The following is a 22,481-nucleotide window of genomic DNA, read 5'->3' on the forward strand; positions in this document are numbered from 1 at the left end:
ATGAGTCAGCACCGTCCACCTGGCGCGCCCGGCCGCACCGGTGCCGTACCGGCGCTTCCGGAGCTGCCCGAGGCGACCGTGTCCCGGCTCCCGGAATACCTGCGTGCGTTGCACGCGCTCGCCGACGACGAGCACGAGACCGTGTCGAGCGAGAGCCTGGCCAGCGCGGTCGGCGTCAACTCGGCCAAGCTCCGCAAGGACCTGTCCCACCTCGGCTCGTACGGCACCAGGGGCGTCGGCTACGACGTCGCGCTGCTGATCGACCAGATCTCCTCGGTGCTCGGGCTCACCCAGTGCCGGGCCGTGGCCCTGGTCGGTGTGGGTAATCTCGGTCACGCCCTGGCCGGCTACGACGGCTTCGCCAGCCGCGGATTCCGCATCGCCGCGCTCCTCGACGCCGACCCGTCCCGCGTCGGCGAACAGATCAACGGGCTGGTCGTGCGGCACGTCGACGAGCTGCCCCGGATCGTCTCCGAGGAGTCGATCTCGATCGGCGTGATCGCCACCCCGGCGCCCGCCGCCCAGGCCGTCGCCGACCAACTCGTCGCCGTCGGCGTGACGAGCATCCTCAACTTCGCGCCGTGCGTACTCTCGGTCCCGGACGGGGTCGACGTGCGCAAGGTCGACCTCGCGATCGAGCTGCAGATCCTGTCCTTCCACGAGCACCGCAAGGCGTCGTTGACCGCGCTGCCCGCCAGCGGCGGGCCCGGTCTCACCGCCCTGCCCGGCGGGCTCGCGGCCACCGACACCCAGGAGGCGATCGGCACGTGAAACTGCTCGTCGTCGGCGCGTCCTACCGCACCGCCCCGGTCGCCACGCTTGAGCAACTGGCCGTCCCGCCCGCGGATCTCACCCGCACGCTGGACCGGCTGGTCGCCCAGCCGTACGTCGCCGAGGCCGTCCTCGTCTCCACCTGCAACCGGGTGGAGGTCTACGCCGCGGTCTCCGGGTTCCACGGTGGGCTCGGAGACATCTGCGCGGTCCTGGCCGAACGGGCCGGCTGCGCGCCGTCGGCGCTCGCCCCGCACCTCTACGTGCACTACGACGCCGCCGCCGTCGATCACGTCTTCCGGGTCGCCGCCGGGCTGGACTCCATGGTGGTCGGCGAGGCGCAGATCCTCGGCCAGCTCCGCGACGCCTACCATTCGGCCGGCGGCGCCGACTCCGCCGGCCGGCTGCTGCACGAGCTGATGCAGCAGGCGCTGCGGGTCGGCAAGCGCGCGCACACCGAGACAAACATCGACCGGGCCGGACAGAGCGTCGTCACCGCCGCCCTCGGCCTCGCCGCCGACCTGCTCGACGGCGACCTGGCCGGGCGACCCGCCATGGTGGTCGGCGCCGGGGCGATGGGCTCGCTGGGCGTGGCCACCCTGTCCCGGCTCGGCGCCGGCCCGGTCGCCGTCACCAACCGGGGCGCCGCCCGCGCCGTCCGGCTCGCCGAGTCGTACGGCGCGACCGCCGTGCCGATCGCGGAGCTGGTCGAGGCGCTGCCCACGGTGGACATCGTGGTCGCCGCGACCGCCGCCACCGAGCCGGTGCTCACCCGGGACGTGGTGACCCGGGCGCTGGCCCGCCGGGACGCCGACCGGCCCCCGCTGGTCCTGCTCGACCTCGCCGTCCCGCGCGACGTCGAGGCCGGGGTCGCCGCGCTGCCGGGGGTCGAGGTGATCGACATCGACCGGATGGCCGCCGTCCTCGCCGACGGGCCGGCCGCCGCCGACGCGGCCGAGGTCGGCCGGATCGTCGCCGGTGAGGTCGAGGCGTTCCTGAGCTGGCTGCGCGGGGCCGACGTGGCACCGACCGTGGCCGCCCTGCGCGGTCGGGCCGACGACGTGGTCACCGCCGAGCTGCGCCGTCTCGGCCAGCGCCGTCCCGACCTCAACGACGACCAGCGCGCCGAGGTGGCCCGCACCGTGCACCGGGTGGTGCAGCGGCTGCTGCACCAGCCGACCGTACGGGTCCGCCAGCTCGCCGCCGAGCCCGGCGGCGACCAGTACGCGGCCCTGCTGCGCGAGCTGTTCGACCTGGAAGTACCGCAGACGTCCCCGGTCGACACCGTCCCCGACGTGGTCGCCACCGACACCGACGGCCGGTCGTCGTTCGACGCGGCCGACGTCCCGACCACCGGAGGTGCGCGATGACCGCCCCCCTGCGCCTCGGCACCCGGGGCAGCGTCCTGGCGATGGCCCAGTCCGGCCACGTCGCCGAGGCCCTCACCGCGGCCACCGGCCGACCGGTCGAGCTGGTCGAGGTGGTGACCGCCGGGGACCGCTCCACCGCCCCGGTGCAGCGGCTCGGTGTCGGCGTCTTCGTGTCCGCCCTGCGGGACGCGCTTACCGCCGGCGAGATCGACTTCGCCGTCCACTCGTACAAGGACCTGCCCACGGCGGCGGCGCCCGGCCTGCACATCGCGGCCGTGCCACCCCGGCAGGACCCGCGGGACGCGCTCGTCGCCACCGGCGGCCGTACGCTCGCCGAGTTGCCGCCCGGCGCGCGGATCGGCACCGGCGCGCTGCGCCGGATCGCCCAGTTGCACGCGCTGGGCATGCAGTTCGAGGTCACCCCGATCCGGGGCAACGTCGACTCCCGGGTGGGCCGGGTGCTCGGCCCGGACGCCGACTTCGACGCCGTCGTGCTGGCCCGGGCCGGGCTCACCCGGATCGGTCGCGCCGACGTCATCACCGAGACGCTCGACCCGATGCTCATGCTGCCCGCGCCCGCACAGGGCGCGCTCGCCGTCGAGTGCCGGGCCGACGACCACGACCTGATCGAGCTGCTGGCGCTGCTCGATCACGCGCCGTCCCGCGCCGCGGTCACCGCGGAACGGGCGATGCTGGCCACCCTGGAGGCCGGGTGCAGCGCACCCGTGGCCGCCTACGGCGAACTCGCCGAGGGTGAGACCGGTGAGGAGATTTACCTGCGCGGTGCGGTGATCAGCCCGGACGGTTCCCGTGACCTCCGGCTCTCCCGCACCGGAACGCCCGCCGACGCGGCGGAGATCGGCAAGGCACTCGCCGCCGAACTCCTCGAACTCGGCGCCGACTCGATCCTCGGCCAAGAAGGACACGCCGGCCCGGGGACCCAGCAACTTGGGAGCACAGAATGACCCGCACCCGTAAGCCCGTAGGCCGGATCGCTTTCGTCGGGGCCGGCCCCGGCGACCCGGGCCTGCTGACCCGCCGGGCGCTCGACGCCCTGGTCGAGGCCGACCACGTGGTGTACGACCGGGGAATCCCCGAGTCGCTGCTCACCCACGTCCGCGCCCAGGCCCGGTCCGACGCCGAGTTCAGCCCCGCCGAGGGCGTGCCGGGGGATGTGGCGAAGGTGCTGATCTCCGCGGCCCGCTCCGGCCAGAACGCCGTGCACCTGGTGGGCGGCGACCCGTTCGGCCACGACTCGGTGGTCAAGGAGGTGCAGGCGGTGGCGCGCACCGCCGCCCACTTCGAGGTGGTGCCGGGCGTCGGCCAGGCCGAGGGCGTCGCCACGTACGCGGGCGTTCCGCTGCCGGGCGTCCGCACCGCCGCCGACGTCGAGGACGTCGCCGTGCTTGACTTCGACGCGCTCGCCGCGGCCGTGGGCCGGGGCTCGCTTGCACTCGCGGTGGACGCCGGTGACCTGGCCGCCGTCCGGGACGGGCTGCTGGCCGCCGGGGTCGACGGCGCCACGGCGGTCGGGGTGACCGGCGACGGCACCGGTGAAACGCAGTACACCACCACGTCGAGCGTGGACTCCTTCGTCGCGGCGGCACTCGGCTTCACCGGCCGCGTCGTGCTCACCGTCGGCACGGGCGTCACCGACCGCGACAAGCTGAGCTGGTGGGAGAACCGCCCGCTGTACGGCTGGAAGGTGCTGGTGCCCCGCACCAAGGAGCAGGCCGGCGCGATGAGCGCACGGCTGCGCGCGTACGGGGCGATCCCGTGCGAGGTGCCGACCATCGCGGTCGAGCCGCCGCGCACCCCGGCCCAGATGGAGCGGGCGGTCAAGGGCCTGGTCGACGGCCGGTACGCCTGGGTGATCTTCACTTCGGTGAACGCGGTCCGGGCGGTCTGGGAGAAGTTCGCCGAGCACGGGCTGGACGCCCGGCACTTCGGCGGCGTCAAGATCGCCTGCATCGGTGAGGCGACCGCCGACGCGGTCCGCGCGTTCGGCATCCAGCCGGAGCTGGTTCCCGCCGGGGAGCAGTCCTCCGAGGGCCTGCTGGCCGAGTTCTCACCGCACGACGAGGTCCTCGACCCGGTCGGTCGGGTGCTGCTGCCCCGCGCCGACATCGCCACCGAGACGCTTGCCGCCGGCCTCACCGAGCGGGGCTGGGAGGTCGACGACGTGACCGCGTACCGGACCGTGCGGGCGGCGCCGCCGCCGGCCGAGATCCGCGACGCGATCAAGTCGGGCGGGTTCGACGCGGTGCTATTCACCTCGTCCTCCACCGTTCGGAACCTGGTCGGTATCGCCGGGAAGCCGCACGCGCGTACCGTTGTCGCAGTCATCGGGCCCAAGACGGCGGAGACCGCGACGGAGTTCGGCCTGCGGGTCGACGTGCAGCCGCCGCACGCCTCGGTGCCCGACCTGGTGGAGGCGCTCGCCGCCTACGCCGTCGAGCTGCGCGAGAAGCTCGCCGCCATGCCGGCGAAGCAGCGCCGCGGCTCGAAGGTGCAGGGGCCGACCGCCCTGAGGTTCCGCTGACAGGAGGCACCCCCATGCCGTACCCCGAGATCCGGCCCCGCCGGCTGCGCCGCAACGCGGCCGTGCGGCGGCTGGTCTCCGAGACCCGTGTCGCCCCGGCCGAACTGGTCGTGCCGATGTTCGTCAAGGAGGGGCTGACCGAGCCGCGGGCCGTCGCGTCGCTGCCGGGGGTGCTCCAGCACTCCCGGGACTCGCTGCGCAAGGCGGCCGTCGAGGCGGTCCAGGCCGGGGTCGGCGGGATCATGCTGTTCGGGGTGCCGGCGACACGGGACGAGACCGGCTCCGGCGGCCTCGACCCGGACGGCATCCTCAACGTGGCCATCCGGGACGTGATCGCCGAGGTCGGTGACGCCACAGTGGTGATGAGCGACCTCTGCCTGGACGAGTTCACCTCGCACGGGCACTGCGGCCTGCTCACCCCGGACGGCGGCGTGGACAACGACGCGACGCTCGCCGCGTACGCCGAGATGGCGGTCGCCCAGGCCGACGCCGGGGTCCACGTGGTCGGGCCGTCCGGGATGATGGACGGCCAGGTCGGCGTGGTCCGCAAGGCCCTGGACGCCGCCGGCCACCGGGACGTCTCGGTGCTCGCGTACGCCGTCAAGTACGCCTCCGCCTTCTACGGCCCGTTCCGCGACGCGGTGGAGTCGGCGTTGGACGGCGACCGGCGCACCTACCAGCAGGACCCGGCGAACCTGCGGGAGTCGCTGCGCGAGGTCGAGCTGGACATCGCCGAGGGCGCCGACATGGTGATGGTCAAGCCGGCGCTGCCCTACCTCGACGTGGTGTCGGCGGTCCGGGCCGCGGTGGACGTCCCGGTCGCCGCCTACCAGGTCTCCGGCGAGTACGCGACGGTCGAGGCCGCCGCCGCCAACGGCTGGATCGACCGGGAGCGGGTCATGCTGGAGACGCTCACCTCGATCCGCCGGGCCGGAGCACAGATCATCCTTACCTACTGGGCGGTCGAGGCGGCCCAGCTCCTCCGCCAGCGTTACTGACCGTACGGCCGGCGCCGCCGCGCGGCCCGGAGCGCCTCGCCCCACCAGGTCAGCTCGTCGAGCGTCGCGTCGGCGGCGCGGCCCAGCGGCCCGTCGTCGACAAGCCGCCCCTGCCGGTCGAGGCGGTCCCACGGCGCGGTGAGCACCACCCCGGTCCGGGTGGTGGTGGCGTGCAGCTCGGCGAAGACCAGCCGGAGCTGCTCGACCGCGCGGACCCCGCCCGAGCCGGCGCCGTACGAGACGAACCCGACCGGCTTGGCCACCCACTCCCGGTGATGCCAGTCGATGGCGTTCTTCAGGGCCGCCGGGAAGCTGTGGTTGTATTCCGGCGTGACCACGACGAAGGCGTCGGCGGCGCCGAGGCGGCCGGCGATCGGGCTGTCCGGGTTGCCGCCGGGCGGGGTGTCGGCAAGCGGGAGCGGCACCTCGGCGAGGTCGATCAGGTCGATGCGGAGCCCGTCCCGCCGGCCGGCCCGGTCGACGAACCAGTCGGCGATCATCCGGCCCATCCGGGGCCGGCGAACGCTGCCGACGAGCACGGTGAGGGTGAGCGGCGGTTCTTGCGTCGTCATGGGATGGACGCTAAGACTTGAACAATTGTTGAAGTCAAGCTCGTGCGGGGGAGTGGGCGTGACCATGCTGACGGTGGGCGAGGTGGCCCGGGAAAGCGGTGCCAGCGGCTCCGCGATCCGCTTCTACGAGCGGCAGGGCCTGATCGCGGCCAGTCGGACCAGCGGCAACCAGCGTCGGTTCGGCCCGGAAGCGGCCTGCCGGGTGCGGGTCGCCCGGGTGGCGCAGCGGATCGGGCTCAGCGTCGGCGAGATCCGCGACCTGCTCGCGGCCCTGCCACCGGAGCCGGCCCTGGCCGACTGGCAACTGCTGCACGACCGGCTGACCGCCGAGGCGGAACGGCGGATCGCCGAGTTGCACACCGCGCTCGACGACATCCGCTCCGGTCGCCGGCTCTGCGACCTGTGACCCCGTAACTGACACCCCGCCGTGCCACCCGGCCATGCTGGCCGTCCTCCGACTCCGTCTCTCTCACGTTCTCGCGCTGCGGCCTGCGCGCTCCCCAGCCACATGCCTCCCGCCTGCCCCGGCTGCTCGCCCGCGTTCCGTGGTGGCGTGGGTATCCCGCCTTCGTACGAGGGGCGCCGCCTCGGTGGCCATTTCCGTAACGGAGGGTCACACTGCGTCCGCCTGTCGGCCTCGCTGTCCGGCGACTTTGCTCTGCAGCCACCGGCGCAGTAGGCACCATCGGTTACTGCTGACTCGATGGCTGCAGAGCAAAGTCAGCGAGAGGTGAGGCCGGCGGTCGTGCAGAGCTGTCCCATTTGAGCCTCTAATGGCATTGGTCATGGCGGATCGATAGTTATAGCAGTCAAAGCTCGTCACCATGAGTGAGATTGACGCTGCGTGACTGCTTTCGGTCCGGGTGCCCATGGGTCGATCGGCAGATGCTGGGTTTTCCACAGGCGCGGAGGACGGGGTTGCCGGGGTACCCGCGGAGGCGCGAGCGTGGCGGGGTGACAGACACCGCCGACGCCGCGCCCGAGGCGGCCATCGTGCCGGAGACCGCCTGCGCGCCGGCCGCGGAGGAGCCGCCCGCGCTGCTCACCGAGCCCTTCGACATTCCCTTTCCGGCCGCCGGGATCGTCCGTGCGGTCCGCCGCCGCGCCGACGCCAGCCAACGTGAGCTGGCCCGGTTTGCCGGGGTGCACCCGACCACGGTCGGGCGGATCGAGGCGGGCACCCTGGCACCCAGTCTCGCCATGCTGTTGCGCATCGTCGGCACGGCCGGCTTCCGGCTCGTCGTCGTCGACGAGGCCGGCACGGTGCTCAAGCCGATGCGTGACCGGGCCGACCTGCGTGACGGTGCCGAGCGGCGATATCCGTCCCACCTCGACATCGTCGTCGATCCGGAGCCGGGGGAGTGGTGGGCCGACAGGTACGGGCTGGCCCGGCCGCCGGAGACGTTCTACCGCGACCGGGCCGTCCGGGACGCCCTGCGGCGCCGCAGCCAGTGGGAGGTGCGGGTGGCCAAATACCGCAACGTGCCGCCTCCGAAGGACCCGCAGCGGTGCGGATACCGCGGCGGCCCGCCGATCCGCTGGTGAGCGAAGTGACGGGCCGCCGTGCGGAGCGCCGATCAGTCGTCGTTCAGGATCGTCCCGACAGCGGACGGGTCGGTGAGCCGGAGCCCCGGCACCCCGGCCACATACAGCGTGAGCCGCTCGTCCGCCTCGCGCTTGCGGTCACCGCGCACGGTGACCGGGAAGGCCAGCGAGGTCCGACCGGCGGCCAGGATCCGGCAGCCCACGTACGGGTCGTAGTCCGTGCCGGCCTGGGCCGTGGTGCCGTAGGTGGACGCGCAGATCAGGGCCGGTTCGGAGAGCGGACGGGACACGGTGACCGTGAACGTCATCGTGCTGGTGCCCTTGTCGCCCTCGGTCACCGAGGTGTCGGCCACCCGCAGCGCGGCACGCGAGGCGAACCGGGCCACCTGCGGGTCGTGGTCGCTTGCGCCCCGGTCGCCCAGATCCGCGGCGTCGGTGGGGTAGTCGGCGTTGATGTGCGCCGTACGCACCTGCACCAGGTCGTCGTGCATCGGGTCGTTGACGAACATGTTGTCAAGCGTCTGCGCCTGCCCGCTGAAGGTGTACGAGTAGGCCGACGCGGGAGCGTCCGCGACCAGATCGTCCCAGAGGTTGTGCAGGCCGGCCTGGTAGAGCGGGGCGAGCTGGTCCGACGGGGTCGGGTTCTGCGCGGTGGCGATCGGGTCGTCCGGTCGAGGGAAGACGTTCAGGTCGCCGCCGTAGACCACCCGCGCGGTCGGGTCGGTCGCTTCGACCGCCCGCACCAGCGCGGCCCCGTACGCCGCCTGCTCGCGACGCTGCCCGACCCGGGTGTCCGGGCCGGACGAGAAGTGGTTGGCGACCGCCCAGAGCGTGAACCGCTCGCCCGAGCCGGGCGCCGCCCGCACGGTGAACCGGGCCAACTGCGCCGCGCGGGTGTAGACGTTGCTGCCGTCCACCCCGGTCGACCTGTCGACGTCGGCCGGCAGCACCGCGTTGAACGCCTTCGGGTTCTGCACGTCCGCGTTGGACGGCAACGCGGCCGATCGATACTGGACGGTCGGCGCGGAGCCCAGCAGCGGGTCACCGGCGGTCGCCGGAGCCAGCGCCAGCCGGTCGGTGCGGTAGAGGAAGGCCGAGACGATGCCCCGGGCGTCCGCGCCGGTGCGGTCGTACGCGGCGGCGTAGGCCGGGCCACCGTTCGCCGCGACGGCAAGCGCCAACTCCTGCACCGTGTCCGGCGCGCCGTCGGCGTTGTCGCTGTCGCCGCAGGACAGACTGCCGTCGACCACCGAGCAGATGTCCTGGTCCTCGGCCTCCTGCACCAGGATCAGGTCCGGGCTGCGCAGCGCGTGGACGATCTGCCGGGCCTGCGTGGCCAGCTTCGCGGCGTACGCCTCCGGGCTCGCCGGCACGTAGTCGAACGGCGGACTGACGCCGGGGCACCCGCTGTTGCCGGCGAAGTCGCAGCCGTCGAACGGGTCGTCCCGGTAGTCGTACAGGTTCTCCACGTTGTAGGTGGCGACCGCCACCTCGCTGTTCCGGTTCGCCGGGTGCGGCGGGTTGTTCTCCGCCGGGTCCGCGCCACCGGTCAGGGTGAGCTGCTCGGGCTGCACACTGTATTTGCTGAACGCGTACGAGACGGAGCCGTAGGCGTCCTCGGTGAGCGTGTCGAACGTGCGGGCCTCGGGCAGCAGGGCGCCGGAGTCACCGGCGGTCGCCTTCACGCCGCCGGCCCCCAGCAGGATCCGCTGGTTGTTGCCGTTGTCGAAGAGCGTGCCCGGGATGTCGTCCAGGGGGTGCGCGTCCCGGAACACCCGACGGGCGTACGGGTCGGACCGCTTCATGATCGGGTCTTCACGGTCGAGCACGTAGATCTCGGAGTCGGCGGTGGAGGCGTAGATGTGCCGGGGTGCGGAGACGCCGCTGCCGGCGCGGACCCGCATCCGCTCGCCCTCGTGCCGCTCCCAGAACAGGTCGGCGGCGTCCGCCTCGGCCGGCGGGACCGCGTCGGTCACCCGGACCACGGAGTCCACGTCGAGCCCCGAGTCGAGCTTGCGGACCAGCGAGGCGCCGGAGAGCTGGGTCTGGTCGAAGTATTCCGAGACCCGGCCGCGCAGCACGACCTCGTCGCCGACGGTCGGGGCGTAGCCGCCGATCAGCGTGGTGAACGAGCCCATGAAGACGTAGAGGCCGTCCGAGGTGAGCGGGTCCCCGTCCTCGCTGCCGAGCCGGCTCTGGAGGTAGAAGCCCCACTGGTCCGCCCCGGCCGAACTGCGGGTCAGGGACCTGCTGGTGATCACGCCGCGGACGTCGTACAGCATCGTGCTGGTGCCGTTTCCGCTGGCCGGCGCGAGCGGCGACCGGTCGGTGCGCCCGCTCTCGTCGTCGGCGGTGCGGCCCTGCACCTCGCCCACCGACAGCACGCTTGTCGCCTGCACGGCAAGCGTGCAGGTGGCGGTGCCGCCCTCGGCGTCCGTCGAGGTCACGGTGACCGTGTAGCCGCCGGCCGGCAGGCCGGTCGCGGTAAGCGTGGCACGGGCCGTGCCGCCGACCTCGGCCGCGGGGGTGAACGCGGTACGGCTGATCGAGCCGCTCACCGGCGACGGGGCGACCTCGGTCACGGCGAGGTCGGTGACGGTGTCGTCCGCGTCGGTCGCGGTCACCTCGCGGGTCGCGGTGGCGCCCGCCTCCAGGGTGAGCGCCCCGCCGCAGGCAAGCGTCGGCGGCTGGTCGACCGGGCCACCGCCGTCGACGGTGTGGCTGCCCAGCCCGTCGAACGTGTCGGTGGCGAAACCGGCCCACTGGGCGGCCGGATCGAACGGGTTCGTCGGGTCGGTGTCGCCGGCGCTCACCGACGGCAGCCGGCGCAGGGTGTTGTCGGCGGTGCTGGTGAGCCCACTGCCCCACTCGCTGCCCGGGTCGACGCCGACCTGGCCGATGGAGTCGACCACCACGTCGCCCCTGCGCAGCACGATCGCGTCGTCGCCGTTGAACAGCGCCCCGCCGTACGTCTGGTCGGCCTGGGCGAGGATCGCCGGGGCGGCCGACGCGGCGGCGAAGACGAACACGTCCCCGGCGGCGACGGTGCCGCTCAACGCCACGTTTGTCGAGGTGGTGGCGCCGTTGAAGAAGAGCTGGAGCTGGTAGCCGCCGGCGGCCAGGTCGACCGGGCCGGCGGTGCCGTTGAACAGCTCGACGGCCTTGTTGTTGGACGACCCCTCGACATATTCGGAGATGAACAGGTCGGTGGGCGCGGCGCTGGCCGCGGGGGGTGCGACCCCGATCGCCGTGGCGGTGACGGCGGCGGTGGTCGCGAGCGCGGCCAGTGTGCGGCGCGGGCGCATGGAGCCTCCACGATGGGTGGGCGGGAACTAACGCACGTTAAGGGTCGCGGCCGTCCGTCGTCCATCCCCCGGGCAGCCGTTTGGTGAACAGGCGTCAGCGGTGACTGTCCAGTCGGTGCACCAGCTCGGCGACGTCCACACCGTATTCGCACCAGTCGCGGTCCGGCCGGTAGCCCAACTCCGCGTTGACCTTGAGCATCGATTCGTTCGCCTGCGCGTTCCAGGTCTGCACCTCGGCCACCTCAGGCTCGAACGAGCGCAGCTCCAGCAGCATCCGCGCCTTGATGGCCCGGTCGATGCCGTAGCCGCGGTGCTCGCGGACCACGATGGTGTCGTACTGGTCGGCCCGGGTCGGGTGCTGCGCCGGCACCACCACCTCGGTCAGCCCGGCCACCTCGCCGCTCTCCTCGTGCAGCGCCAGCACGATGTACGGCTTCATGCCCCGCCGGTGCAGCGTGGCGAGGCTGTCGCGGAGCCGCTCGGGATCGTAGGAGCTGGGGCGAAGCTCGCCGTCGTCCATGTCGCGCACCTCGGCCTTGGCTCGCGCGTACGCCTCGATGAGCTCGTCCGGCGGCCCGCCCGGGCAGAACTCGACGTGGTAGCCCGTGCTCACCTCGGTGGCCATCTCGCTGAGCGCCGGCCAGTCCACCCCGCTCAGGTCGAGCACGCTGCGGGTCTCGACGTACTCCCGGGTGAAGCCCAGCGCCTCGTAGAACGCGAGGGCCGGGGTGTCGCCGACCACCTCCACGCCGATCGACTGGAACCCCTCGTCCCAGACCCGGCGGGCAGCCACCCGCACCAGCTCGCGGCCGAGCCCACTGCGCCGCTGCGCCGGGTGCACAAGCACCTCGAGCACGCCGATCCCGCCGAGCAGCAGCACGTGCACGTGCCCGACGATCGCGCCGGGGCTGCCGTCCGGCGCCGGATCCTCCTGGGCGACCCAGGAGATCCGGCGTTCGCCGGGCATCACCTCGGACAGGTATTCCCGCAGGAAGCTCACCCGCCAGGGCGGATCCTGCGGCAGATCAGCCGCCAGGACCGCGTTCAGCGTGTCCAGCAGCGACGTGATCTCGGCGGACGACGCTGTCCGAGGGTCCCACTCGCGCACCATCACCCGTCTAGCTTGCCGTCAACCGCAGCTCGGGGGAAGGGTTGTGGCCGCGAATGTGCGCGCGCCGTCACGTCACGTGCCGCTCTTGCGCCCGTACTCGTCGGCTTTGTCGAAGACCTTCTGGGCGTACCGCCGCACGTCGTTGTAGGAAAGGATGGCTCCCCACCAGTCGCCCGGGATGGTCATGTTCCGGCCGGCCTTGCACAGGTATTCGCCCGCGGCCAGCGCCGCGTCGTCGATGTCGTGCGGGTTCTTCACGCCGTCGTTGTCGGCGTCCGCGCCGATCTCCTGCCAGGTGCTCGGGATGAACTGCATCGGCCCGAGCGCCCGGTCGAAGGTCCTGTCGCCGTCGAGTTGGCCCTGGTCGGTGTCGAGGATCCGGGAGCGGCCACCCTGGCCGTCGAGCGGCGCGCCGAGGATCTCCTTCGAGGTCAGGCCGTCGGGTCGCAGCGTCGCCCCGCCGGCCGTGCCGTGCCCGGACTCGACGAAGCCGATGGCGGCGAGCGTGGTCCAGCTCAGTTGGCAACTGCGGTGGGTCTGGGCCAGCACCAGTTCGGCGTAGCCGTACGCCTGCAACGCCGTCGCCGGGATCCCGGTGGTGGCGCCGACCCGCTGCGCCCACCCGGCCAGCGCGTCGGCCGGGCGCCCGGCCGGCAGGACCGGGTTGGCGGTCGCGCCACCGGCCGGCGGTGAGCCGGTCGGCCCGACGGTGCCGGGCAGGCCGGTCGGGCCGGGCACCGCGGTGGCGCCGGTCTGCGGCACGCCCTGGGCCGGGGCGGCGCTTGTGGCCTCGACGGCGACCGGCTCCGGCTTGCGGATGGCCGCCGGCACGAGCACCGCGCCGGCCGCGACTGCCGCTCCGACCAGGGCGAGCAGGAACAGCGCCGGCAGGGTGGTGCGCCCGCTCGGCCGGCGCGACCAGGCCCGGGTGGCCCGGGCCGCGCCCACCGCGAGCTGTCGAGGCTGGACCCGGCCGGCGTGCGCGAACGGGATCCGTCGACGTCGCCCCCCGGCCGCCGCGTCCGCCTCCGCCGTTACGGACTCGGCGGCGGGCTGCGTTGCCGGTTCCGCTGTGGATGCGGCCTCGGGTGCGGTCTTCACCGGCGGGGAGCCGGGCTTGTCCCGCCGAGGGTGGGGGACCGGCCCGGTGCCGCCGTCGGGCGGCGCGGCGGGTCGCAGGGGCCGGACCGTCGGTCGCCGTTCGCCGTCCACCACCCGTCGAGTATCACCCATCCGTGCGACGGCGTCAGGCCCGGCCGTACGCTTACCGCATGCCCCGGTACGAGTTCCGCTGCCGCGCCTGCGGCGACACCTTCGAGGTCAACCGCCCGATGGCTGAGGCGGGCCGCCCCGCCACCTGCGCGCAGGGCCACGCCGACACGGTGAAACTGCTCTCCACGGTGGCGTTCACCGGCCGGGGTGGGACCGGCCCGGTCGGTGGCACACCGGCCCCGGGCGGGGGTTGCTGCGGCGGCGCCTGCGGCTGCTGACCCACCACCTGTCGACCGGGCACGACGCTTCCTGTGGGAACCTTTGGTCGGAATGTGCCCGTCCGTTCTCACGATGCGTGACGACGCGATCATAGGGCAGCATGGACCCGACGTCAGCGGGCGGAGGTTCGACGTATGTCGCCACGGATCCACCTCCCCAGCGGGTGGGTGACCTTCGTGTTCACCGACATCGAGGGTTCGACGCGGATGGCCCGGATGCTCGGCCCGGTCTACCGGCCGGTCCTGCGGGAGCACCGTCGGCTGCTGCGTGACACGCTCGCCGGCACGGACGGGGCGGAGCTGCTGACCGAGGGCGACTCGTTCTTTCTCGCCTTCCCGGACGCCGCCGCCGCCGTGCAGGCATGCCTGACCGCGCAGCGGGCGCTGGCCGGCCACGAGTGGCCGAACCCGGACGCCACCCCCCGGGTCCGGATGGGCCTGCACACCGGGTACGCCGAGCCGCGCGACGGCGAGTACGCCAGCCCCGAGGTGCACCGGGCGGCCCGGGTGGCCGCCGCCGCGCACGGCGGTCAGGTGCTCTGCTCGGCGGCCACCGCCCGGCACGCCGACCCGCTGCCGGACGGCGCGTCCCTCCTGGACCTCGGCCTGCACCGGCTGCGCGGTTTCGACGACCGGGAGCGGCTGTTCCAACTCGTCGCGCCGGGGCTGGAGCGGCGGTTCCCGCGTCCGCGCACCGCCGACGCGGCGGCGCACAACCTGCCCACCCAGGCCACCTCGTTCGTCGGCCGGCACTTCGAGCGGGCCGAGCTGGGGCGGCTCGTCGAGGCGTACCGGCTGGTGACCGTGCTTGGCGCGGGCGGCGCGGGCAAGACCCGGCTGGCCGTGGAGCTGGCCTCCGGGATCGTCGAGAACTATCCGGACGGGGTGTGGTTCGTCGACATCGCCGCCGTCACCGATCCCGGGCTGGTCGCCTTCGAGATCGCCGCGGTGCTCGGCCTCCGCCCGGAGCCGGGCCGCCCGATGGTCGACACCCTGGTCGAGTACGCGGCACCCCGCCGGATGCTCGTGGTGCTCGACACCTGCGACGCCCAGCCGGCCGCGTCGGCGGAGGTGATCAGCCGGCTGCTGGCCGGCGGCCGGGGGGTGCGGGTGCTGGCGACCAGCCGGGAGTCGTTCGGCGTACCCGGTGAGGTGGTGTGGCGGATCCCGCCGCTGTCGGTGGACGAGGAGCCGGGCAGCGGCGCGAGCGACGCGGTGGCGCTGCTGCTCGAGCGCACGGCGGCGGCCCGGGGCGGTCGGCCGCCGGACCTGACCGAGCAGGCGGACCTGCACCGGGTGGTACGCCGGCTGGACGGGTTGCCGCTCGCCATCGAGCTGGCCGCGGCGCGCATGCGGGTGCTGTCCGCCGGGCAGTTGGCGGAGCGGCTCGACGACATGATGGGCACCCTCGACGCGGGGCGTGAGTCGGCGGAGCCGCCGCCGGTGGAGGCCGGCTGGAGCGGCAACCAGCAGGACACCGTCGACCTGGTGGCCGCCGCGACCGGGGCCGCCCCGCCGACGCCGGCGTCCCGGGCGGTGCAGCGTTCGGCAAGCGAGCGGCACCTGACCATCCAGGCCACGGTGACCTGGTCGTACCGGACGCTCGGCGCCCGCTCGTCCCGGCTGCTGCGCTGGATGGCGGTGTTCGCCGGCCCGGTGGACCTGCCGACCGTGCAGTGGCTGCTGGACGAGGATCCGCTGGACCCGCTGTCGGTGCTTGTGGACAAGTCGATGGTGCTTGCCGAGCCGCACGCCTCGGGCAGCACCTACCGGATGCTGGACCCGATCCGGGCGTACGCGGCCCGCCGGCTGATCGAGACGGGCGAGGAGCAGGCGGCCCGGGACCGGCACGTCGCCTGGTCCCGGCACGCGCTGGACCGGGCGCACCTGGGCCCGGACAGCCGTCCGGTGACCCTCTCGCTCTACGCGTTGGACCCGCTCGCCGGGGAGCTGCGGGCCGCGTTGCGCTGGTGCGCCACCGGGGGCAGCGCCCGGTCGGGGCTGCACCTGGCCGGCGGGCTGGACCAGTGGTGGCGGGAGCGCGGGCTGGCCCGGGAGGGGCGGCTGTGGCTGTTCCGGCTCTACGGCCGGATCGCCGAGACCGGCGAGGAGATCCCGGAGGCCGAGCTGGCCGCCGCCTACCACATGCATTCGTTGCACGCGGGCGCCGACGGCGAGTTCGCCGAGGAGCTGCGGTATTCGCAGCGGGCCGAGGCGGCTGCCCGGCAGGCCGGTGACCTGGGGCTGCTGGCCCGGGTGCTGGCCGGCCGTGCCGCGCCGCTCGTCGACATGGGGCAGTTCGCCGAGGCGGAACGGGTCTGTCGCGAGGTGATCGACTGGGCGCACGCGCAGGACGTGGTCGGCGACGCGCTGCTCGCCGTCTACAACCTGGCCGAGCTGCTCTGGCGCCGGGGCGCGCTGGACGAGGCGGCCGAGGTGCTCGGTTCGGCCCGTCAGGTGGAGGCGACCCGCCCGGTGGAGCGGGGCCGCCGCTCGGTGGACATGCTGCTCGGCGTGGTGGCGCTGGCCCGGGGCGACCTGGTCGCGGCGCACGAGCATCTGTTGGTGGCGTTGCGGTCCCGGATGAGTCACGGCTACCTGGGCCGGGCCTGCGACACGATCAACGCGATCGCGGTGCGCTGCGCGTTGGCCGGTGACGCGGTGGCCGCGGCCCGGCTCTTCGGCGCGGCGCAGGCCACCCGGGCGAGCCTGCGCGCCACCCCGGGCATCTACGAGCCGTATTGGCTGGCCCGGCAGGCGGAGCTGCGCCGGACGCTTGGCGACGAGGCGTTCGACGCGGCGTACGGCGCGGGGGCCGGACTGCGGCTGGACGAGGCGGCGGCGTTGGCGTTGCACGTGGAGCATCCGGACCTGACGGCCGACTCGTTCTGGTTCGGCCCGTCCGGGTCGCGCCCGGCGGCCGAGCCCCGGAGCACCGCGGGCTGAGCGCCACCGGGCCGTGCGCCGGGGAGCCCGTCGGGCGGGCTCCCCGGCGGCGGGTCAGCTTCGGGCGGCGGCGCGACGTTCGGCGTCGGCCTTCATCTTCGCGGCGCGGTCGATGTCGGCCTGCTGCACCGCGGCGACCGAACCGAAGACGCTGACCGCCTGGTAGTAGGTCCAGGCGAGGCTGTAGCAGGCGGGCCGGACGACCGCGTTGTAGGTGGCGCAGACCCGCTTGAGGTCCTCGTAGAACGCGCTGTCCAGGCGGGACTTGTTGGCCGGGAAGATGCCCATGGCCTTGTGGTTGCGGTAGCCGAAGTCGTGCCGGTAGCAGGAGAGGTTGAAGGTGAAGCCGAGCGGATTGTCCGGGCTGGACGAGCAGTAGTCGGTGGACCAGTCGAAGCCGTACTCGGTCCAGGGCGCCCGGTTCAGCCGGGCGCTGTTCCAGGCGTTGTAGCTGGACGCGCTGGTCTGGGTCCAGCTGGACAGCACCGACAGTTTCTGGGCGGTGCTCACCGCGGCGCTGGCCGGTGCGGCCAGGCCGAGCACGGTGAGCAGGGCGATCAGGCCAGCGGCGAGGGTGGTGGCGAGGCGTCGGGGCATGGGGGACCTCCGCGTGGTCGGCATCGGATCGAGCGCTCCGGGATCTCCAGATTTCGAAGATTGTCGATCAATGCGGCGACGTCGGAGGATGCCTCGGGCGGACACTTGTTGACATTCGCCCAAACAGACGAATGGCCTCGGGGGGCGGGTCCCCTATGCTCGTCTACGAGTAATCGGCAGCGAGGAGTTCGGTCGTGGCCAAGCGACGCCGGGTCGGCAACCTGCTGGCGCTCGCTGTGCTCTCCGTGCTGGTCGAGCGCCCGCGCCATCCGTACGAGATCGCCACCGTGCTCCGCGAGCGCGGCAAGGACCAGGACATGCCGATCAAGTGGGGCTCGCTCTACACCGTGGTGGCGAACCTGGAGCGGCACGGCCTGCTCGCGGCGGTGGAGAGCGGGCGGCAGGGGCGGCGTCCGGAGCGGACCGTCTACCGGATCACCGACGCCGGGCGGGCCGAGCTCGTGGACTGGACCCGGGAGCTGGTCGCCGTGCCGGAGCGGGAGCAACCCCGCTTCGAGGCCGGCCTGTCCGTGCTCGGCGCGCTGCATCCGGCCGAGGCGACCGAGCTGCTGCGGCGGCGCCTCGACCGGCTGACCGAGCAGCTCGACGCGCAGCGGTCGGCGCTGGCCCGGCACGCCCGCGAGGTGCCCCGGCTCTTCCTCGTCGAGGCCGAGTACGACCTGGCCGTCCGGGAGGCCGAGGCGACCTGGGTGCGCGGGCTGCTCGACGAGTTGACCACCGGTGCGTTGCCCGGGCTGGCCGCCTGGCGGGCCTGGCACGAGACCGGCGCCATGCCGCCCGAGTGGGCGGAACCGGCGGAGAGGGGGACCGAGGAGCACTGACCCACGGACCCCGGCGGGGTGCGGTAACACCGCCGCCGGGGCCCTGACCTGCGAACCGATACCGCGGGAACGGCAACCCGGCCGCAAGGTGGCAACCGCAACGATAACCGGGCGTCCGTCCCCGGGTCGGTTCGTGCCCGCACGAATCGAGACGGAGGAAAGAGATGGGTACGAAGGACCTGCGCGCGCCCAAGCGCAAGGTGATGCCCGAGATGGAGGGGGCGACCGCCCGCTGGTACGCCCGCAACCGCGGCTCGGCGGCCCAGTTGGCCGAGTACCGCCGGCAGGCCGCCCGGCTGGCCGAAGGGCTGCCCGACGGGGCGGCCGTGCTGGAGGTCGCGCCCGGGCCCGGTTACCTGGCGATCGAGCTGGCCCGGCTCGGGGCGTACCGGATCACCGGGTTGGACGTCAGCCGGACGTTCGTGGCGCTCGCCGGCGAGGCCGCCCGGCGGGCGGGCGTGGTTGTCGACTTCCGCCAGGGCGACGTCCACGACCTGCCGTTCCCGGCGGGCGCCTTCGACCTGGTGGTCTGCCAGGCGGCGTTCAAGAACTTCGTCCGCCCGGTGCGGGCGCTCGACGAGATGCACCGGGTGCTGCGACCGGGCGGCCGGGCGGTGATCCACGACCTGCGGTCCGACATCTCGGCGGCGGACATCGCGCGGGAGGTGGCCGGGATGGGGCTGGGCCGGCTGGACGCCTTCTGGACCCGCTCGGCGTTGCGGATGCTGCGCCGGCGGGCGGTCACCGCCGACACCTTCGCCCGGCTCGCCGGGGCGAGCGCGTTCGGTGGCGCCGAGGTGGACCGGGACGGGGGGATCGGTCTGGAGGTCCGGCTCACCCACGCCGGCTGACCAACTGGGGAACGCCCGGGGGTCCGCGACGGGAGCCCCGGGCGTCACCGGTCAGCGGACGAAGCGCGGCGGGCTCGCCGGGCTCTCGTTCGCCAGGCGGTCCAGCGCGGTCAGGTAGTAGGTGTAGCGGTTGCCGGCGACCGCCGAGTCGTCCACCCAGGACTGGATCGCGCCGTCGGTGGCCCGCACGGTGCCGACCAGGTGGGACGCGTCGGCGAAGTCGCAGCGACCGGCCAGGCCGAGGCCGTCGAACCGGTAGATCGCGTACGAGGTGGCGGTGCCGAGCGGACCCTTGCCGTCGGCGGGCTGCCGCCAGCTCAGCCGCACCCCGTCCGCCTCCCGCTGGGCCTTGGTGACCACCGGGAAGAGCAGGGGCCTGTGCGGCAGGTGCGTCATGGCGGGTACCAGCGCCGGGCGGGAGTAGTGCTCGGCCGCGTAGATGTCGGTGGCGCCGAGCCGGTTCGCCCGGACCTGCACGGCCGAGAAGTGCACGTTGCCGAGCACCTCCGGGTACGACCGGTTCAACGTCAGGTGGTCCGACAGCTCCCGGGGGTTCATCCAGTACGACCCGTACGCCGGGTCACCGCTCTTGTAGTCGGCCTGGCCGAGGTAGAGCTGGACGTGGGTGCCGCGTACCTGCTCCGCCCACCACGGCACCAGCCGGGCGTAGTCGGCGGCCGGGTACTGGCCGATGTACCAGTAGAGCTGCGGCACGACGTAGTCGATCCACTCCTGCTTGACCCACTTGCGGGTGTCGGCGGAGATGATGTCGTACGACTGCGAGCCGGTGGTGTCGGAGCCGTTCGGGTCGGCCGACGCGTTGCGCCAGATGCCGAACGGGCTGACGCCGAACTTCACCCACGGCTTCGCCGCCTTGATCTTGGCGCTCATCTCCTGGATCAGCAGGTCGATGTTGTCCCGGCGCCAGTCGGCCCGGTCCGTGAAGCCCCGGTTGTACTCGGCGAAGGTGGCGTCGTCGGGCACCTCGTAGGCGGCGCTCGGGTAGGGGTAGAAGTAGTCGTCGAAGTGCACGCCGTCGACGTCGTACCGCTTGACCGCGTCCATCATCGCGGTCTGGACGAACTCGCGGACCTCGGGGATGCCGGGGTTGTAGTAGAGCCGGCTGCCGGCGACGCCGGCCGGCGGGTAGGCGAAGACCCAGTCCGGGTGCGCCCGGGCCGGGCTGTCCGGCGCGAGTTGCGACAGGTCGGCGCCGGCGCCGCCGGGGGCGGGCATGGAGACGCGGTACGGGTTGAGCCAGGCGTGGAACTCCAGGTTCCGCTTGTGCGACTCGCCGACCAGGAAGGCCAGCGGGTCCCAGCCCGGGTCCTTGCCGCGCACCCCGGTCAGGTATTCCGACCACGGCTCGTACGGCGAGGGCCAGAACGCGTCGGCGGTTGGGCGGACCTGGACCACGACGGCGTTGTGGTGGAGCTTCTGGGCCAGGTCGAGCCAGCCGAGGTATTCCGCCTTCTGCTTGGCGACCTGGTCCGGGGCGGTCCACGAGTCCTTGCTGGGCCAGTCGATGTTCGTCACCGAGGCGATCCACATGGCCCGGAACTGCCGCTTGGGGGTGGCCGGGTTCGTCACGCAGTCGGTGGGGTCGGTGGTCGTCGTCCGGTTCGGCCCGGCCTGCGCCGGGGTGGCGGCGACAAGCGCGCCGAGCAGCGCCACGGCCAGCGCGGCGGCCCTGAGCGGTGTTGCCTTCATGCGGTGCGGTCCCTTCGTCGGGCCCGGGGGCGGACGGCGGCGTCGTCGGCAAGATTCGCCGCGATGATTGCGCCACCGGTAGGAAACTTTCATCAATCCCGATCTGGCGCAAGACCCCGAGGGTCCGCACCGCATCGTGACCATTCCGACACCCGCCGTACGGGATTGGGGACGGCAGGGGGTGGGTAGCTTGGCCGACCACGGACCGCCAACGCGGTGGTCAGCGTTGAGGGAGGTGATCCATGTCAGTCCTGCGGACCAAGCCGATCAAGGACGTGCTCGCTCAGGGCGACGCCGACGGCGAAGACGGCAAGCCGGGGCTACGGCGCCGGCTCGGCCCGGTCGACCTGATGGGCTTCGGCATCGGGATCGTGATCGGCACCGGGATCTTCACGCTGACCGGTGTCGAGGCGAAGAACAGCGCCGGACCGGGCGTGGTGATCTCCTTCGGCATCGCCGGCGCGGTCGCCCTGCTCGCCGCGCTCTGCTACGCCGAGCTGGCCTCCAGCGTGCCGACCGCCGGCAGCGCCTACACCTACGCGTACGCCACCATGGGCGAGATCATCGCCTGGATCATCGGCTGGGACCTGCTGCTGGAGTTCGCGCTCGGCGCGGCGGTGGTCGCCCGGGGCTGGTCCGGCTACCTCGCCGACCTGTTCGGCCTGCCGAGCGCCTGGTTCGCCGAGGAGGGAAGCATCGTCAACCTCGGCGCGATCGGCATCGTGCTGCTGCTCGGCGTGGTGGCCATCGTCGGCATCCGCGAGTCCGCCCGGGTGACGAACGTGCTGGTGCTGGTGAAGGTGGCGATCTGTGCCTTTGTCGTCATCGCCGGGCTGTTCTTCGTGAAGGCCGCGAACCTCACCCCGTTCATCCCGTCCAGCGAGCCGGCCGGCGCCGGCGACGACGGCATCAAGCAGCCGGTCACCCAGGCCCTCTTCGGGCTGGAGCCCTCCGTCTTCGGCTTCGTCGGGGTGCTCACCGCCGCCGCGGTGGTGTTCTTCGCGTACACCGGGTTCGAGGCCGTGGCGAACCTGGGTGAGGAGACCCGCAAGCCCAAGCGCGACCTGCCGCTGGGCCTGCTCGGCACGCTCGTCATCTCCACCGTGCTCTACATCGGCGTCTCGCTTGTCGTGGTCGGCATGGTCAACTACACCGAGATCGACGAGGGCGCGCCGATCGCGTCCGCGTTCCGGGCGGTCGGGGCCGGTTGGGCCGCGACGCTCGTCTCCATCGCCGCCGTCGCGGGTCTGACGAGCGTGATCCTGGTCGACCTGGTGGCCATGGGCCGGATCGGCTTCGCCATCGCCCGGGACGGGCTCATCCCGCCGTCGATCGCCAAGGTGCACCCGCGCTGGGGCACCCCGTACCGGATCGCCGCGATCATGACGGTCGCGGTGGCGCTGCTCGCCGGCTTCCTGCCGCTGTCCGCGCTTGCCGACCTGGTGAGCATCGGCGCGCTCTGCGCGTTCATGCTCGTCGCGATCGCGGTGCCGATCCTGCGCCGGAAGCGCCCCGACCTGGAGCGGCCGTTCAAGGTGCCGTTCTCGCCGGTGCTGCCGATCGTCACCGCGGTTGCCTGCCTCTACCTGAGTCTCAACCTGTCGGTGGAGACCTGGGTGCGGTTCCTGATCTGGATGGCGCTCGGCGGGATCATCTACTTCGGCTACGGGCACCGCAAGAACCGGCTGGCCCGCCGCGAGCACGCCGAGGACACCCCCGAGCCAGCCCCCACCCCCTGACCGCCCCCGGCCAGATGATAGGCGGGGGCCCCGCTTAACACTCAGGTGTTAAGCGGGGCCCCTTCCTCTACCGAAAGCGTTAAGCGGGGCCC

At 73.2% G+C, this 22,481-nt stretch carries 18 protein-coding genes; 12 read left to right on the top strand and 6 right to left on the bottom strand.

All coding sequences use genetic code 11. The features are described 5' to 3' along the window. Genes SM450_RS14945 through hemB form a run of 5 tightly spaced genes read left to right on the top strand, consistent with a single transcriptional unit; the run spans position 1 to position 5,681 of the window. Complete coding sequence (locus tag SM450_RS14945) at positions 1-771, top strand: redox-sensing transcriptional repressor Rex (RefSeq protein ID WP_474620335.1); 771 nt, start codon at positions 1-3, stop codon at positions 769-771. After that, positions 768-2,141 (top strand): glutamyl-tRNA reductase, encoded by a 1,374-nt coding sequence (locus SM450_RS14950; RefSeq protein ID WP_474620336.1) that lies wholly within the window; start codon positions 768-770, stop codon positions 2,139-2,141. Before SM450_RS14945 ends, SM450_RS14950 begins: the two co-directional genes overlap by 4 nt. Then, a complete protein-coding gene (gene hemC, locus SM450_RS14955; RefSeq protein ID WP_474620337.1) occupies positions 2,138-3,106 on the top strand; it encodes a hydroxymethylbilane synthase in 969 nt (322 codons plus the stop codon). Before SM450_RS14950 ends, hemC begins: the two co-directional genes overlap by 4 nt. Further along, positions 3,103-4,683, top strand: a complete 1,581-nt coding sequence (locus SM450_RS14960; RefSeq protein WP_474620338.1) for a bifunctional uroporphyrinogen-III C-methyltransferase/uroporphyrinogen-III synthase — start codon at positions 3,103-3,105, stop codon at positions 4,681-4,683. Before hemC ends, SM450_RS14960 begins: the two co-directional genes overlap by 4 nt. 14 nt (positions 4,684-4,697) lie before the next feature. Then, a complete protein-coding gene (gene hemB, locus SM450_RS14965) occupies positions 4,698-5,681 on the top strand; it encodes a porphobilinogen synthase (protein ID WP_474620339.1) in 984 nt (327 codons plus the stop codon). Here hemB and SM450_RS14970 read toward each other — a convergent pair. Continuing rightward, complete coding sequence (locus SM450_RS14970) at positions 5,675-6,253, bottom strand: NADPH-dependent FMN reductase (protein WP_474620340.1); 579 nt, start codon at positions 6,251-6,253, stop codon at positions 5,675-5,677. The two genes, hemB and SM450_RS14970, sit on opposite strands and share 7 nt — an antisense overlap. 64 nt (positions 6,254-6,317) lie before the next feature. Here SM450_RS14970 and SM450_RS14975 point away from each other — a divergent pair, with 64 nt between their 5' ends. Together SM450_RS14975 and SM450_RS14980 are read left to right on the top strand one after the other, a co-directional pair. Beyond that, positions 6,318-6,659, top strand: coding sequence for a MerR family transcriptional regulator (locus tag SM450_RS14975; protein ID WP_474620467.1), 342 nt, complete (start codon positions 6,318-6,320; stop codon positions 6,657-6,659). A 548-nt stretch (positions 6,660-7,207) separates the two neighbouring features. Next, the gene (locus SM450_RS14980) at positions 7,208-7,798 is read left to right on the top strand and encodes a helix-turn-helix transcriptional regulator (protein ID WP_474620341.1); all 591 of its coding nucleotides are present in this window, start codon (positions 7,208-7,210) and stop codon (positions 7,796-7,798) included. Between the two features lie 32 nt (positions 7,799-7,830). On the opposite strand, the gene SM450_RS14985 is transcribed toward SM450_RS14980, so the two are convergent. The 3 genes from SM450_RS14985 to SM450_RS14995 all read right to left on the bottom strand — a co-directional run bounded on the left by SM450_RS14985 (position 7,831) and on the right by SM450_RS14995 (position 13,429). Beyond that, on the bottom strand, positions 7,831-11,103 hold the full coding sequence (locus SM450_RS14985; RefSeq protein ID WP_474620342.1) for a lamin tail domain-containing protein: 3,273 nt from the start codon (positions 11,101-11,103) through the stop codon (positions 7,831-7,833). Between the two features lie 94 nt (positions 11,104-11,197). Further along, positions 11,198-12,214, bottom strand: coding sequence for a GNAT family N-acetyltransferase (locus SM450_RS14990; protein WP_474620468.1), 1,017 nt, complete (start codon positions 12,212-12,214; stop codon positions 11,198-11,200). A 72-nt stretch (positions 12,215-12,286) separates the two neighbouring features. Further along, complete coding sequence (locus tag SM450_RS14995; protein ID WP_474620469.1) at positions 12,287-13,429, bottom strand: lytic transglycosylase domain-containing protein; 1,143 nt, start codon at positions 13,427-13,429, stop codon at positions 12,287-12,289. A gap of 56 nt (positions 13,430-13,485) precedes the next feature. Between SM450_RS14995 and SM450_RS15000 the strand changes: the two genes are divergently transcribed. Together SM450_RS15000 and SM450_RS15005 are read left to right on the top strand one after the other, a co-directional pair. Next, a complete protein-coding gene (locus tag SM450_RS15000; RefSeq protein WP_474620343.1) occupies positions 13,486-13,704 on the top strand; it encodes an FmdB family zinc ribbon protein in 219 nt (72 codons plus the stop codon). Between the two features lie 135 nt (positions 13,705-13,839). Then, positions 13,840-16,650: an ATP-binding protein gene (locus SM450_RS15005; RefSeq protein ID WP_474620344.1), complete on the top strand. Its 2,811-nt coding sequence runs from the start codon at positions 13,840-13,842 to the stop codon at positions 16,648-16,650. Between the two features lie 54 nt (positions 16,651-16,704). On the opposite strand, the gene SM450_RS15010 is transcribed toward SM450_RS15005, so the two are convergent. Further along, entirely contained in the window at positions 16,705-17,247 is a 543-nt protein-coding gene (locus SM450_RS15010) for a phospholipase (protein ID WP_474620345.1), read from the bottom strand. A 194-nt stretch (positions 17,248-17,441) separates the two neighbouring features. Between SM450_RS15010 and SM450_RS15015 the strand changes: the two genes are divergently transcribed. Next, a complete protein-coding gene (locus tag SM450_RS15015; protein ID WP_474620346.1) occupies positions 17,442-18,089 on the top strand; it encodes a PadR family transcriptional regulator in 648 nt (215 codons plus the stop codon). Between the two features lie 164 nt (positions 18,090-18,253). Next, complete coding sequence (locus SM450_RS15020; protein ID WP_474620347.1) at positions 18,254-18,940, top strand: class I SAM-dependent methyltransferase; 687 nt, start codon at positions 18,254-18,256, stop codon at positions 18,938-18,940. A 51-nt stretch (positions 18,941-18,991) separates the two neighbouring features. Here SM450_RS15020 and SM450_RS15025 read toward each other — a convergent pair whose 3' ends face one another. Beyond that, positions 18,992-20,650 (bottom strand): glycoside hydrolase family 10-like protein, encoded by a 1,659-nt coding sequence (locus tag SM450_RS15025; protein WP_474620348.1) that lies wholly within the window; start codon positions 20,648-20,650, stop codon positions 18,992-18,994. Between the two features lie 242 nt (positions 20,651-20,892). Between SM450_RS15025 and SM450_RS15030 the strand changes: the two genes are divergently transcribed. Beyond that, positions 20,893-22,389, top strand: a complete 1,497-nt coding sequence (locus SM450_RS15030; RefSeq protein WP_474620349.1) for an APC family permease — start codon at positions 20,893-20,895, stop codon at positions 22,387-22,389. Positions 22,390-22,481 lie beyond the last annotated feature (92 nt).

The sequence above is a fragment of the Micromonospora marincola genome (assembly GCF_056150385.1).